This is a genomic window from Pseudonocardia alaniniphila, assembly GCF_022524485.1.
GTDB classification, from domain to species: domain Bacteria; phylum Actinomycetota; class Actinomycetes; order Mycobacteriales; family Pseudonocardiaceae; genus Pseudonocardia; species Pseudonocardia alaniniphila.
Genome location: NZ_JAKXMK010000029.1, coordinates 147,205 through 158,627, shown reverse-complemented (window position 1 = coordinate 158,627; position 11,423 = coordinate 147,205). Strand labels below are relative to the sequence as shown.

12 protein-coding genes and 1 pseudogene are annotated in these 11,423 nt (G+C 70.9%); 10 read left to right on the top strand and 3 right to left on the bottom strand.

Going from position 1 to position 11,423, the window contains the following annotated elements:
* The first annotated feature begins 31 nt into the window (after positions 1 to 31).
* The 5 genes from MMF94_RS30440 (at position 32) to MMF94_RS30420 (ending at position 3,841) form a co-directional block, all read left to right on the top strand.
* The gene (locus MMF94_RS30440; protein ID WP_241040823.1) at positions 32 to 793 is read left to right on the top strand and encodes a thioesterase II family protein; all 762 of its coding nucleotides are present in this window, start codon (positions 32 to 34) and stop codon (positions 791 to 793) included.
* 85 nt (positions 794 to 878) lie between these two features.
* Positions 879 to 2,084, top strand: a complete 1,206-nt coding sequence (locus tag MMF94_RS30435; RefSeq protein WP_241040821.1) for a cytochrome P450 — start codon at positions 879 to 881, stop codon at positions 2,082 to 2,084.
* Between the two features lie 40 nt (positions 2,085 to 2,124).
* On the top strand, positions 2,125 to 2,319 hold the full coding sequence (locus MMF94_RS30430) for a ferredoxin (RefSeq protein WP_241040819.1): 195 nt from the start codon (positions 2,125 to 2,127) through the stop codon (positions 2,317 to 2,319).
* A 37-nt stretch (positions 2,320 to 2,356) separates the two neighbouring features.
* Entirely contained in the window at positions 2,357 to 2,959 is a 603-nt protein-coding gene (locus MMF94_RS30425; protein WP_241040818.1) for a TetR/AcrR family transcriptional regulator, read from the top strand.
* A 96-nt stretch (positions 2,960 to 3,055) separates the two neighbouring features.
* Positions 3,056 to 3,841, top strand: coding sequence for an MBL fold metallo-hydrolase (locus MMF94_RS30420; RefSeq protein WP_241040816.1), 786 nt, complete (start codon positions 3,056 to 3,058; stop codon positions 3,839 to 3,841).
* A gap of 80 nt (positions 3,842 to 3,921) precedes the next feature.
* Here the strand turns inward: MMF94_RS30420 and MMF94_RS30415 are convergent, their stop codons facing one another.
* Together MMF94_RS30415 and MMF94_RS30410 are read right to left on the bottom strand one after the other, a co-directional pair.
* Positions 3,922 to 4,551, bottom strand: coding sequence for a Fic/DOC family protein (locus tag MMF94_RS30415; protein ID WP_241040815.1), 630 nt, complete (start codon positions 4,549 to 4,551; stop codon positions 3,922 to 3,924).
* Positions 4,548 to 4,871: an antitoxin VbhA family protein gene (locus MMF94_RS30410; protein WP_241040811.1), complete on the bottom strand. Its 324-nt coding sequence runs from the start codon at positions 4,869 to 4,871 to the stop codon at positions 4,548 to 4,550. Before MMF94_RS30410 ends, MMF94_RS30415 begins: the two co-directional genes overlap by 4 nt.
* Positions 4,872 to 5,067: 196 nt before the next feature.
* On the opposite strand from MMF94_RS30410, the gene MMF94_RS30405 reads away from it, so the two are divergent.
* The 5 genes and pseudogenes from MMF94_RS30405 to MMF94_RS30385 all read left to right on the top strand — a co-directional run bounded on the left by MMF94_RS30405 (position 5,068) and on the right by MMF94_RS30385 (position 10,222).
* Positions 5,068 to 5,937, top strand: coding sequence for a carbohydrate ABC transporter permease (locus tag MMF94_RS30405; RefSeq protein ID WP_241040808.1), 870 nt, complete (start codon positions 5,068 to 5,070; stop codon positions 5,935 to 5,937).
* Complete coding sequence (locus tag MMF94_RS30400) at positions 5,934 to 6,776, top strand: carbohydrate ABC transporter permease (RefSeq protein ID WP_241040806.1); 843 nt, start codon at positions 5,934 to 5,936, stop codon at positions 6,774 to 6,776. The genes MMF94_RS30405 and MMF94_RS30400 overlap by 4 nt, the downstream gene beginning before the upstream one ends.
* A 28-nt stretch (positions 6,777 to 6,804) precedes the next feature.
* Positions 6,805 to 8,124, top strand: a complete 1,320-nt coding sequence (locus MMF94_RS30395) for an ABC transporter substrate-binding protein (RefSeq protein ID WP_241040803.1) — start codon at positions 6,805 to 6,807, stop codon at positions 8,122 to 8,124.
* A 144-nt stretch (positions 8,125 to 8,268) separates the two neighbouring features.
* Positions 8,269 to 9,050, top strand: a pseudogene (locus MMF94_RS43820) (SDR family NAD(P)-dependent oxidoreductase).
* Positions 9,051 to 9,190: 140 nt separating this feature from the next.
* Positions 9,191 to 10,222: a DUF2278 family protein gene (locus MMF94_RS30385; protein ID WP_241040797.1), complete on the top strand. Its 1,032-nt coding sequence runs from the start codon at positions 9,191 to 9,193 to the stop codon at positions 10,220 to 10,222.
* 12 nt (positions 10,223 to 10,234) lie between these two features.
* Here the strand turns inward: MMF94_RS30385 and MMF94_RS30380 are convergent, their stop codons facing one another.
* The gene (locus MMF94_RS30380; protein ID WP_241040795.1) at positions 10,235 to 11,389 is read right to left on the bottom strand and encodes an NAD(P)/FAD-dependent oxidoreductase; all 1,155 of its coding nucleotides are present in this window, start codon (positions 11,387 to 11,389) and stop codon (positions 10,235 to 10,237) included.
* Between the last annotated feature and the right edge of the window lie 34 nt (positions 11,390 to 11,423).

Genomic DNA, 11,423 nt, shown 5'->3' with positions numbered 1-11,423 from the left:
TCCGGGGGGCCGAGAGGTGAGGGTGAGCGCGATGAGCACGGAGAACCCGTGGGTGGTGCGGCGGCGGATGGTGGCGCAGCCGCGCCTGCGATTGTTCTGCTTCCCCTATGCGGGGGGCGGCGCGACCGTCTACCGGGACTGGCCACGCCTGGTCCCGCCCGACGTCGAGGTGTGCGCCGTACAGCCGCCGGGTCGGGAGTCCCGGCTGGGCGAGGACGCCTACAGCCGCATGCAGGACCTGCTGCCGCCGCTCGCCGGCGCGCTCGGTGAGTTGCTCGATGCCCCGTACGTGACCTTCGGGCACAGCCTCGGGGGCCTGGTCAGCTTCGAACTGGCCCGCTACCTGCGGCGCACCGGTGGCCCGCTGCCCCAGCATCTACTCGTGTCCGGCCGCCGTCCGCCGCACGTCACGAGCGAGGAGCGCGAGCCCATGCACAAGATGGACGACGACCGCCTCCTGGATGCCGTCCTGGAGCTGAACGGGACCAGCCCGGAGATCCGCGAGCACCCGGAACTTCTCGAACTTGCGCTCCCGCTGCTGCGTGCCGACTTCGCCATCAGCGAGACCTACGAGTACACGCCCGAGGCTCCGCTCCCCTGCCCGATCACGGCGTTCTCCGGAGCGGCCGACCCACATGTCAGCAGGTCGGAGGCGCAGGACTGGGCGCAGCACACGAGCGGTGGGTTCGAGCTTCGCATGCTGCCGGGAGACCACTTCTTCCTGACCACGGCCCAGGAGCAGCTGCTCGCCGACATCTCCCAGCTGCTCTCCGGGCTCCCGGGACAACGCTGACCTGGTCACGTGATCCGATAGGTCACTTTCACTTCGGTGCTAGCATCGGTGCTGTCCGTTCAGCAAGGAGAAGGTGAGCAGGCACATGACCGAAGCACCGGCATTGCCCCTGCACATGCGGCGCGAGCAGTTCGACCCGGTCGAGGAGCTTCTGCAGGTCCGCGACAGTGGGGGCATCACGAAGGTGCCCACGCTCTTCGGCGGCCCACCCGCCTACCTGATCACCCGGTACGAGGACGTCCGCGAGGTCCTGTCCGACGCCGTCCGGTTCAGCAACGCCCGCACCCGCAGGTTCGAGCGGCCCGACGGTCCCCAGTTCACCGAGCAGGAGCTCGAGCAGATGCGGGCCGGACAGATGCTCGCGTTCGATCCGCCCGACCACACCCGGCTTCGGCGGATGCTCACGCCCGAGTTCACCGTGCGCCGGATGCGCAGGCTGGAGCCCCGGATCGTCGAGATCGTCGAGTCCGCGCTGGACGACATCGAGCGGGCAGGCAAGCCCGCCGACCTGGTCGCCACCTTCGCCCTCCCGGTGCCCTCGCTCGTGATCTGCGAGCTCCTGGGTGTGCCCTACGCCGACCGCTCCGAGTTCCAGCAGCGCACGGGGCGACTGCTCGACGTGTCGCTGTCCGCCGAGGATCGGGTCGCCGTGATGCGCGAGAACCGGGCGTACATGACGCGCCTGGTGAAGGGCGCCATGGCCGAACCCGGCGAGGACATGATCGGCATGCTCATCCGGGAGCACGGCGACGACCTGAGCTTCGACGAGCTGGTCGGCATCGCCTCGCTGCTCCTGATCGCGGGACACGAGACCACCTCGAACATGCTCGGTCTCGGCACGCTGGCTCTCCTGCGCCACCCCGAGCAGCTCGCGATGGTGCGCGACGACCCGGAGATGGTCACGCCCGCCGTCGAGGAGATGCTGCGCTGGCTGTCGATCGTGCACTCCGGCATCCCGCGCACCACCACCACCGAGGTCGAGATCGCCGGTCAGGTCATTCCCGAGGGCGAGCTGCTCGTCGTCGCCCTCCCGGCGGCCAACCGCGACCCGGGCTTCATCGAGGACCCGGGACGTATGGACATCACCCGCGGTGCGCCCGGCCACGTCGCGTTCGGCCACGGGGTGCACCATTGCCTCGGGGCGCCGCTCGCCCGGATGGAGATGCACACCGCCTTCCCTGCGCTGCTCCGGCGCTTCCCGAACCTCGCGCTGGCGGTGCCTGACGACGAGGTCGACTTCCACGTGTACAACGCGATCTACGGGTTGCGCTCGCTGCCGGTCACCTGGTGACCACCCCCGACACCACCACGGACAGGACGGAGTGACAGGAATGAAGATCGCCGCCGACCGCGAGACCTGCATCGGCGCGGGAATGTGCGTGCTCACCGCTCCCGCCGTCTTCGACCAGGACGACGACGGGATCGTCGAGCTGCTGGTCGAGGACGTTCCCCCGGGCGACGCCGACGCCGCCCGGCAGGCCGTCGCCCTGTGCCCGTCCGGTGCGCTGCGCGCCCTGGACGACTGAGGACACGCGCACACCACGTGGTTGTTAGCGTGCGCGGATGACGGCAACGGACGGGCACGGCCTACGAGCCGACGCCGCGCGCAACTACGAGCGCATCGTCGTCGCGGCCGGCCAGGCCTTCGAGGAGGCCGGGTCGGCCGTCACGCTCGAGGAGGTCGCGCGCCGCGCCGGGGTCGGCGTCGCCACCGTGTACCGGCGTTTCCGCAACAGGGAACAGCTCATACGCGCCGTCTTCCAGCACATCGTCGCCGCCGAGATCGAGCCCGCCATGGCGGTGGAGACCGACGACCCCTGGCGCGACCTGGTCAGTTCGCTGGAGGCCACGGTCGAGGTGCTCGCCGGGCGGAAGGTGGTGCTCGCGATCGCCCGCGAGACGCGCGCGCTGGACCTGGAGAGCATGCGCCGCTTCGTCGCCACGATGGACCGGCCCCTGCGGCGCGCCGCCGAGGCCGGTGTCGTGCGCCCGGAGTTGGTGGCGCGTGACCTCGCCGCCGTCACGATCATGGCTCTGGCCACCGTCCACCCCCGCGATCCGGGAGGCGCCGATCGCAAGCGCTACCTCGCCCTGCTGATCGACGGGCTGCGCCCGGCCCCGACCGTTCTGCCACCGCCCTCGACCCCGGACGTTCACGGCGTCTGACGAGGACAAGACTGTCGCTACGAGGCAAGGTGGTGTGGGGCTAGCGTCGAGGTGGAGGGGACAGCCGTGGGTTTCTCGATCTGTCGGACATGCGCGGTGGAGCACACCGAAGCGATCGGGGTATGCCGGATCTGCGCCGACGAGCGGCAGTGGGTGCCGGCCGAGGGGCAGCAGTGGACCACTCTGGACGAGCTGGAGGCCGCGGGCCAGCGGCTCGTCGTGTCCGAACTGGAGCCTGACCTCTTCTCCATCACGAGCGACCCCCAGGTCGGCATCGGTCAGCACACCAAGCTGATCCGCACGTCGGAGGGCAACCTGCTGTGGGACCCGATCGGCTACCTGGACGAGGAGACCGCCGCGGTCATCCGCGAGCTGGGCGAGGTCGTCGCGATCGTGCCGAGCCACCCGCACATGTTCGGGGTGCAGGTGGAGTGGAGCCGGGCACTGGGTGATCCCGAGGTGCTGGTCGCGGAGCGGGACATGGACTGGGTGGCCCGGCCCGATCCCGTCATCCGCCCGTGGTCGGGCAAGGTGGAGCTCCTGCCGGGTGTCACGCTGACACAGCCGGGCGGCCACTTCCCCGGCAGCGCGGTCGCCCACTGGGCGGCGGGGGCGGCAGGCGCGGGCGTGCTGCTCAGCGGCGACACGATCATGCCCAACCCGGACCGGACGTCCGTCAGCTTCATGCGCAGCTATCCGAATCGCATCCCGCTCTCCGGCGCCGTGGTCGAGCGGATCGCCCAGGCGGTCGAGGGCTTCGAGTTCGACCGGCTCTACGGCAACTTCGGCCTGAAGATCGACTCCGACGCCCGGGCGATCGTGCGCCGCTCCGCCGACCGGCACATCGGCTGGGTCCGGGGTGACTTCGACCACCTGACATAGGAGCGCGCTGAACAACTCGGCCCTACTGCGCGCTACGGGCGGAGTTGTGCAGCACGCCTCCTGCCCGCCCGGGCCCCGTCCTACCCCGGCTCGGAGGGCCGCGGCGGCTGCTCGGGCCGATTGCCGGCGGGGAAGCCTCCGCCGACGACGAGCAGGTCGAGCAGGTGACGCAGCTGCCGGTTGTCACCGCGAAGCGCCGCAGCGGACGCGGCGACGTTGGTCGTGGGGTCCATCAGCGCCCAGCGGATGCGGTGACCGGCGTCGCGGGCGAGCTGGGCGAGGAAGGCGCGCTGCGTCCGGCCGTTGCCGTCGCGGAACGGGTGCAGGTAGTTGACGTCGGCCAGCAGATCGGCGATGCGGTCGACGAACGTCTCCCGGTCCAGTCCGCGCAGGTACTGGGCGTGGGCGAGGCGGTCGAACACGGCGCTGCCGGAGGAGACGAGATCGCCGGGCAGGCAGAAGAGCCCGCCGCGGCCGATCGAGACGGTGCGCAGCTCCCCCGCCCAGTCGTAGACGTCCCCGAAGATCACCCGGTGGAAGGACCGCAGGTGGTCCATGTCGTAGTCACCGGTCAGCCGGGTGCGCTGCAGGTCGTAGAGCCGCGACGCCGTCAGGTCGGCCTCGGCCCTCGCCAGCTCCAGGCGGTCGCTGATCCCGAGCCGGTTGTGCAGGACGCCGGTGTCCAGGTCGAGGTAGGGATCCCAGCTCACCGGTGGTAGCGCGCCAGCACCCGCTCGCGGAGCTCATCGGTGTCGAGGTCGCCCGCCGCGACCGCCGTGAACAGCTGCTGTGCCTCCGCGCTGGGCTCGAGGCCCTCGGCCCGCACCGAGGCCAGCGCCTCCGCCACGGCCTCGCGCCGCTCGGCGGCGGCCACGAGCGCCTCGTAGTGTGAGACGGACATGACCACGGCTTCCGGCCTGCGATGGGCGCCCACGAAGACGGGCTCACTCCCGGGGCTCTGCACGCGCTTCAGCGTGGCGGCGAGGCCGGCGCGGAACTCCCGGAACGACAGGACTTCCGGCGGTCGCATGTCCGCGAAGGTACACGAATGCGTACGCATCCCGGCGGCCTGGACGTGAGCGCATTTCTTGACAGCGACGCGAAGAGGATCTTAGCTCCGATGACCATCCAACTCGGACGACACGCATCTCGGGGACCACGGTGACGGCAGCACGAAGCGCTCCGGCGGAGCGTCGGACCGGGAGCCCACTGAGTAGCTCGCCACGATGAGATCCCGTGAGACGCGCACTGCCTACCTGCTGCTCGCCCCGAGCCTGTTCGGTGTGGCGGCGTTCCTGGTGCTGCCGATCCTGATCGTGGTCTGGCTCGCCATGCAGCGCTGGGACCTGATCGGCCCACGCACGTTCGTCGGCTTCGACAACGTCGTCGAGGTGGCCCACGACGGGCAGTTCGCGCGATCGCTGCTGGTCACCGCCGTCTTCGTGGCGATCGTGATTCCCGCCCAGACGGTGCTGGGGCTCTGCGCGGCGCTGCTGCTCAACCGTGGGCTACGCGGCTCGGCCGTCTTCCGCGTGGTGTACGTGCTGCCGTGGATCTGTGCGCCGCTGGTGCTCGGCGTGGTGTGGCGCTGGATCCTCGCCCCCACCGACGGCGCCCTCAACGCCCTGCTCGGCATCCGTGTGGAGTGGCTCGCCGACCCGGCGTTGGCACTGCCGTCGGTCGCGGCGGTCACCGTGTGGACGCAGGTCGGGTACGTGGCCCTGTTCTTCGTCGCCGGGCTGCGCGCGATCCCGTCCACGGTGCTGGAGGCCGCACTGCTCGACGGTGCCGGCCCGTGGCAGACCTTCCGCCTGGTGACGCTGCCGCTGCTGCGCCCGACACTGTTCTTCGTGCTCGTGACGGGTGTGATCTCGAGCTTCCAGGTCTTCGACTCGGTCTACGCGCTCACCCCCCTGGGCGGCCCGCAGGGCGTCACCGACGTCGTGGCCGGACGGATCTACTACGAGGCGTTCGAGTCGCGGGCGATCGGGCAGGCAGCGGTGATGGCCGTGGTGCTGTTCCTGATCCTGGCGGTGATCACCCTCGCGCAGCAGCGGTGGTTCGCCCGCCGCACGACCTACGACCTCTCGACGTGACGGCCCCCGCCCGGTTCCGGCGGGCCGTCCCCACCGGCGCCACGTACCTGCTGCTCGCCCTCGGCGCGGTGGTGACGCTGGCCCCGTTCGTGCTCAGCATCATGACGGCGCTCAAGTCACCGCTGCAGTTCGCCTCCCAGCCGGTGCTCAACCCGCCCGACCCGCCGACGGTGGCCAACTTCACCGACCTCTTCGGCGGGCGCTACGACTTCGTGTCGCCGATCGTGGTGACCGCGCAGGTCGTGGCCGTGATCCTGGTGGGGCAGCTGCTCTTCTCGGTGTTCGCCGCCTACGCGTTCGCCCGGCTGCGCTTCCCCGGCCGCGACGCACTGTTCTGGGTGTATCTGGCCACGCTGATGGTGCCCCAGGCCGTGACGATCATCCCGCTCTACACGATGTTCGCCGACCTCGGCATGCGCAACACGTTCTGGGCGCTGGTGCTCCCCCAGGTCTTCGGCTCGCCGTACGCGATCTTCCTGCTGCGCGAGTACTTCCGCTCCATCCCTGCTGACCTCCTCGACGCCGCGAAGCTCGACGGCGCAGGCACCCTGCGGACCCTGCGCCACGTCGTGGTGCCGATCAGCCGGCCGATCCTCGCGACGCTGGCGATCATCACCGTGGTCACGCACTGGAACAGCTTCCTGTGGCCGCTGGTGATCACCACCGGGCGCCAGTGGCAGGTGCTGACGGTGGCCACGGCCGGGCTGCAGTCGCAGTACAACGGCAACTGGACCATCGTCATGGCGGCGACGACCGTCGCGATCCTGCCGCTGCTCGTGCTGTTCCTGGTCTTCCAGCGCCACGTCATCCGCTCGATCACCATCACCGGCTTCCGGTGACGAACGCAGGAGAACCAGGAGTCCCAGCATGAGACTGAGCCGGCGGGCCGTTCTCGCGGCCACACTGCTCGTACCGCTAGCCGCGTGCTCTCCCGCGGGCCCGGACGACGGGCCCGCGGCCGACGGCGTCACAACCGTCTCCATGCGGGTGTGGGACGACCAGGTGGCCGCGGCGTACGAGAAGTCGTTCGCCGAGTTCAGCACTCAGAACCCGGATATCCGCGTGCAGATCCGGACGGTGCCCTACGCCGACTACTTCACCGGGCTGACGCTCGACGTGGCCAGCGGCACCGCCGACGACATCTACTGGCTCAACGCGCTGTACTTCGGCGCGCTCGCCGACGGCGGCAAGCTGATCGACGTGGGCCGGGAGCTCGCAGGCGAGAGCGGCGCCTGGGTGCCGGCCGCGGTGCAGCAGTACACCCGCGCCGGGACGCTGTGGGGTGTGCCGGCACTCACCGACGGGCGCATCGTCGTCTACTACAACAAGGCGATGGTCGACGCCGCGGGTGTGGATCCGGCGAACCTGACCTGGAACCCGACGAACCCGGCCGCCGACACGTTCCTGCCCGCGGCGCGCCGGCTCACCCGCGACGCGGCGGGACGCACCGCGGACCAGCCCGGCTTCGACCCGGGATCCGTCACCCAGTACGGCTTCAACGCCGCGCGCGACCTGCAAGCGATCTACTACAACTTCATCGGCTCGAACGGTGGCCGCTTCCAGGCCCCCGACGACACGTTCGTGATGACCGAACCGCCCACCGAGCAGGCGTTCTCCTACCTCGTCGATCTGATCAACACCCAGCACGTGAGCCCGCCCGCGTCCGCCACCAACGACAACCCCGACTTCAGCCGCGACCAGTTCCTGCAGGGAAAGATGGCGCTGTTCCAGTCGGGCACCTACAACCTCAAGAACATCGACGACGGGGCCACCTTCGACTGGGGCATCGCGCCGCTGCTCGCCGGGCCGACGGGTCGCGTCAGCGTCGTGAACAGCGTGATCGCCGCAGGCAACGCCGACAGCCCGCGACACGAGGCCATCCTGCGGGTGCTGCGCTGGCTCGGCTCGGAGCAGGGCGCCTCGTTCGTCGGCGCCGAAGGTGCCGCCCTTCCCGCCGTCTCCGCGGCCCAGAAGGGCTACTTCGACTACTGGACCGCGCGGGGGGTCGACACGCGGTACTTCGGCGCCGACGGCGGCACCGCCACGATCCCTGCGCCGTCGGGACCGAAGTTCGGTGCGGGCGCCACGGCGTTCGAGCCGATCCTCAACGACGTGTTCGCCGGCCGGACGCCCGTACCGCAGGGACTGCAGGCGGCCCAGGACGCCGGCAACGCCGCGCTGCGCTGAACCGACCCGTCTCCTGCGTCACCACGAGCAGCGCGAGCGGACCGGGGCGACCTAGCGTCGACGGAAGTCGGGTCCGGCCCGCCGTCGAAGGAGGCGCCCCATGAGGCTCACGTTCGTCCGTCCCACTCATCTCGGGCCGAACCGGTGAGCAGCCCCGATGCGGTGCCCGACAACCCGCACCAGCTGCGGCTGGACGGCCGTGTCGTCGTGGTGCTGGGCGCGGGCGCCGGGATCGGCCGCCAATGCAGCCACGCGCTGGCACAGGCGGGCGCCACGGTCGTCTGCGTGGGACGGCGGATCGAGCCGGTGGAGGCCGTGGCGAAGGAGATCGGCGGGGTCGCCGTGACGGCCGACGTCATCCGCCGCGACGGCATGGAACACGTCGTCGCCGAGGCGAGCCGCATCGGCCCGGTCAGCGGCCTCGTCGACATCGTCGGCAGGGGTCTGATGGGCCCGGTACTGAGCTACGACGAGGATCGCTACGACGACCAGTTCGACGTCGTCCTCCGGCACGCCTTCCTGGCGCTGCGGATCGGTGGCCAGGCCATCGCCGAGGCAGGCGGTGGGTCCATGGTGTTCATCGGCTCCATCGCCGGGCACACGTTCGCCCCGGCCAGACCGTCTACGGCGCCGCCAAGGCCGCGCTCCACCGCATGGTCGAATCGGCCGGACACGAGCTCGCTCCGCTCGGCGTCCTGGTCAATGCCGTCGCCCCCGGATTCACCCACACACCCCACCTCGACGCGCTCCTCGACGAGGCGGGATGGGCCCGCGTGGACGCCAACATCCCCCGTGCCAGCGCCGGCCAGGCGTCCGAGATCGCGGGACCGGTGCTGTTCCTCATGTCCGATCTCGCGAGCTACCTGACCGGGCAGACGATCACCGTCGACGGCGGCCTGACCGGCAACATCCCCCACCTGTTCTGACCGATCAGCGCGGCTGCGCACCCGCCCGCGAGTCGCCCATTCCACACCCGCACGTCGCCCACCGTCCGCCTGCCGGCCAACGCATCAACACCTGACCTGCGTGTTCCTAGCATCAGGAACATGGGGATTGGGGGGCTGCGATGCCACTGAAGGCCTACGGAGTGCTGTCCGGGCGTGTCGTCGACACACGCCGCGAGGGGTCGTCCGACTCTCCGCACTACCAGATCCACCTCGTCGACGACGGCGGTGTGCACTACCGGGCGGCCGTCAACGTCGAGTCGGCTGAGGCGCCGTCGGAGCTGCGCTACCTCGTCGTCGACGACTTCCGCCACCCGGTCACCGCAGCGCTGCCCGAGGCCGGCTCGGGCTGGACGCCACTGCACCCGGGGCCGGGCGGGGCGAACCTCGACTACATCCGGGCCAACCTCTTCGACCCGGCGGACATGCGGCTGCTGCCGCCGGACGCCCGCGGCCCTGACAACGACCTCGCCGACCTGCTCGACCACTACATCCTGCGCGCGAAGGCGAACCAGCAGGTCACCGCGTACGTGTTCGGCGAACGCTGGGGCCCGGAGGACCAGGCCGACCAGGTGTTCGACTTCCGGCCGGGCAACGGGGTGCACGACATCCACATGAACCAGGGCAACTCGGCCCAGTTCGCGCGGGACGACGGCGTCTGGCAGGACGGTGGGCTGCTCCTGCACCTCGCCGACGAGTCGCGGTGGGTGGCGATCTTCCTGGCGTTCCAGAGCCAGGCGTGGCACACCGACGACACCACGGGGCGCACGATCCCGGGAGCCGAGGAGCCCCATCCGGCACCGGGCGACGGCGGGGCGGCACCGACCGGTGATGGGATGGCCCGCATCGTCGCCGCGCTGGTCAACCCGGTAGGCCCCGCACCCGAGGCGGAGACCGTCACGCTGATCAACGTCTCTCCCGATCCCCTCGACCTCACCGGATGGCGGATCGCCGACCGCGCGAAGCGGACGTGCGCCGTGCCCGGCGGGCCGCTCGCCGCGGGCACCACGCTGGCCGTCGCCCTTACCGACGGGGTCACGCTCGGCAACAGCGGCGGCGCCATCACCCTGCTGGACCCACAGGGGCTGAAGGTGCACGGCGTGTCCTACACGGCGGAGCAGGCGCACGACGAGGGCTGGACGCTCGTCTTCTGACCAGCAGTCGGCTCACTGCTCGCCCGGCTGCCGAGCCGGTGCGACGGCGGCTTGCTGGCCGTCGCCGAACCGGCCGGGCCGGAACTCGGTGAGCAGCCCCGACTCCTCACCGAACACCTCGCCCGCCACGAGACGTCGCAGCAGCGGGGCGAGCGTGATGCCGCTGTGGGTCGCGACGACGTAGAACCAGGCATCGCCGTCGGTGAACCCCGCCACCGTGAGGCCGTCGCCGGGGAGCGCCCGCTGTCCCAGTCGGACGGTGGCGATCTCCGCGTCCGCGGTGGACCGGAGCACCTGCGCGAGCCTGCCGAGAAGCTCCTTGCCCTCCACACCGCCCGGTGTCAGAGGGACAGCCGGGTCCGCCCGCGCATCGAGGTCGAGCCCCTGCAGCAGCAGCCGGCCACCGCCATCGGGACGGACGTTCAACTGCGGTCCGGTGAGCACTCGCGACAACCGCACCGCCACGGGCTCCGTGGCAGCCAGAAGACCGACGGCTGCCGATCCGGCCCGGGTGGTGTCGACCATGGGCACGTCGGCCCCGGCCAGGCCGGCCACCGCGCCCGTCCATCGTCCGGTGCAGCTCACGACGACGTCGGCCGCATAACGGGCACCGTCGGCCGTGCCGATCACCGCCCCCGTCGGCGTGCGCTCGATCTCGACGACGGCGCTCCCGACGCGCACGCGCACCCCACGGTCCCGGGCGTCGCCGAGAAGCCTGCCGAGCAGCACGAGGGGAAGGACATGCCCCTCCTCCGGGAAGAACGCGAAGTCGACGTCCTCACCGGTCACCATCAGATCCGGTTCGAGCTCCCGGGCCTGCTCCGCGGTCAGCCGCTGCGCCGGGTAGCCCCGGGCGGTGAGCCGATCGAGCCTCGCCGCCAGCGACGCACGGTGCTGCCCGGTGACGGCCCACTCGAGGTTGCCGGTCGGGAAGAACCACGGCGAACGATCACCGGCGAGCTCGTGGTGGGCGCGCACCCCGGCGTGGTTCAGCGCGTGGTAGTGCTCCGGCTCCTTGTTCGCCGAGTTCACCCAGGCGAACGACGTGCCGGACGTTCCGGCGCCGGGCCGGCCCGCCTCCAGCACCGTGACGTCGGCCCCGCGCTCGGCCAGCCCGAGAGCAACCGCCGCGCCCACGACACCGGCTCCGATGACGACGACCTGCACCGTCACACTCTCGCAGGCCGTTGGACGCGCACAG

Bases quoted from the DNA above. Each gene is read 5' to 3' on its own strand.
- MMF94_RS30440 (WP_241040823.1), top strand. From the start codon at position 32: ATGAGCACGGAGAACCCGTGGGTGGTGCGGCGGCGGATGGTGGCGCAG.
- MMF94_RS30385 (WP_241040797.1), top strand. From the start codon at position 9,191: ATGCCACTGAAGGCCTACGGAGTGCTGTCCGGGCGTGTCGTCGACACA.
- MMF94_RS30425 (WP_241040818.1), top strand. From the start codon at position 2,357: ATGACGGCAACGGACGGGCACGGCCTACGAGCCGACGCCGCGCGCAAC.
- MMF94_RS30430 (WP_241040819.1), top strand. From the start codon at position 2,125: ATGAAGATCGCCGCCGACCGCGAGACCTGCATCGGCGCGGGAATGTGC.
- MMF94_RS30435 (WP_241040821.1), top strand. From the start codon at position 879: ATGACCGAAGCACCGGCATTGCCCCTGCACATGCGGCGCGAGCAGTTC.
- MMF94_RS30405 (WP_241040808.1), top strand. From the start codon at position 5,068: ATGAGATCCCGTGAGACGCGCACTGCCTACCTGCTGCTCGCCCCGAGC.
- MMF94_RS30395 (WP_241040803.1), top strand. From the start codon at position 6,805: ATGAGACTGAGCCGGCGGGCCGTTCTCGCGGCCACACTGCTCGTACCG.
- MMF94_RS30410 (WP_241040811.1), bottom strand. From the start codon at position 4,871: ATGCGACCGCCGGAAGTCCTGTCGTTCCGGGAGTTCCGCGCCGGCCTC.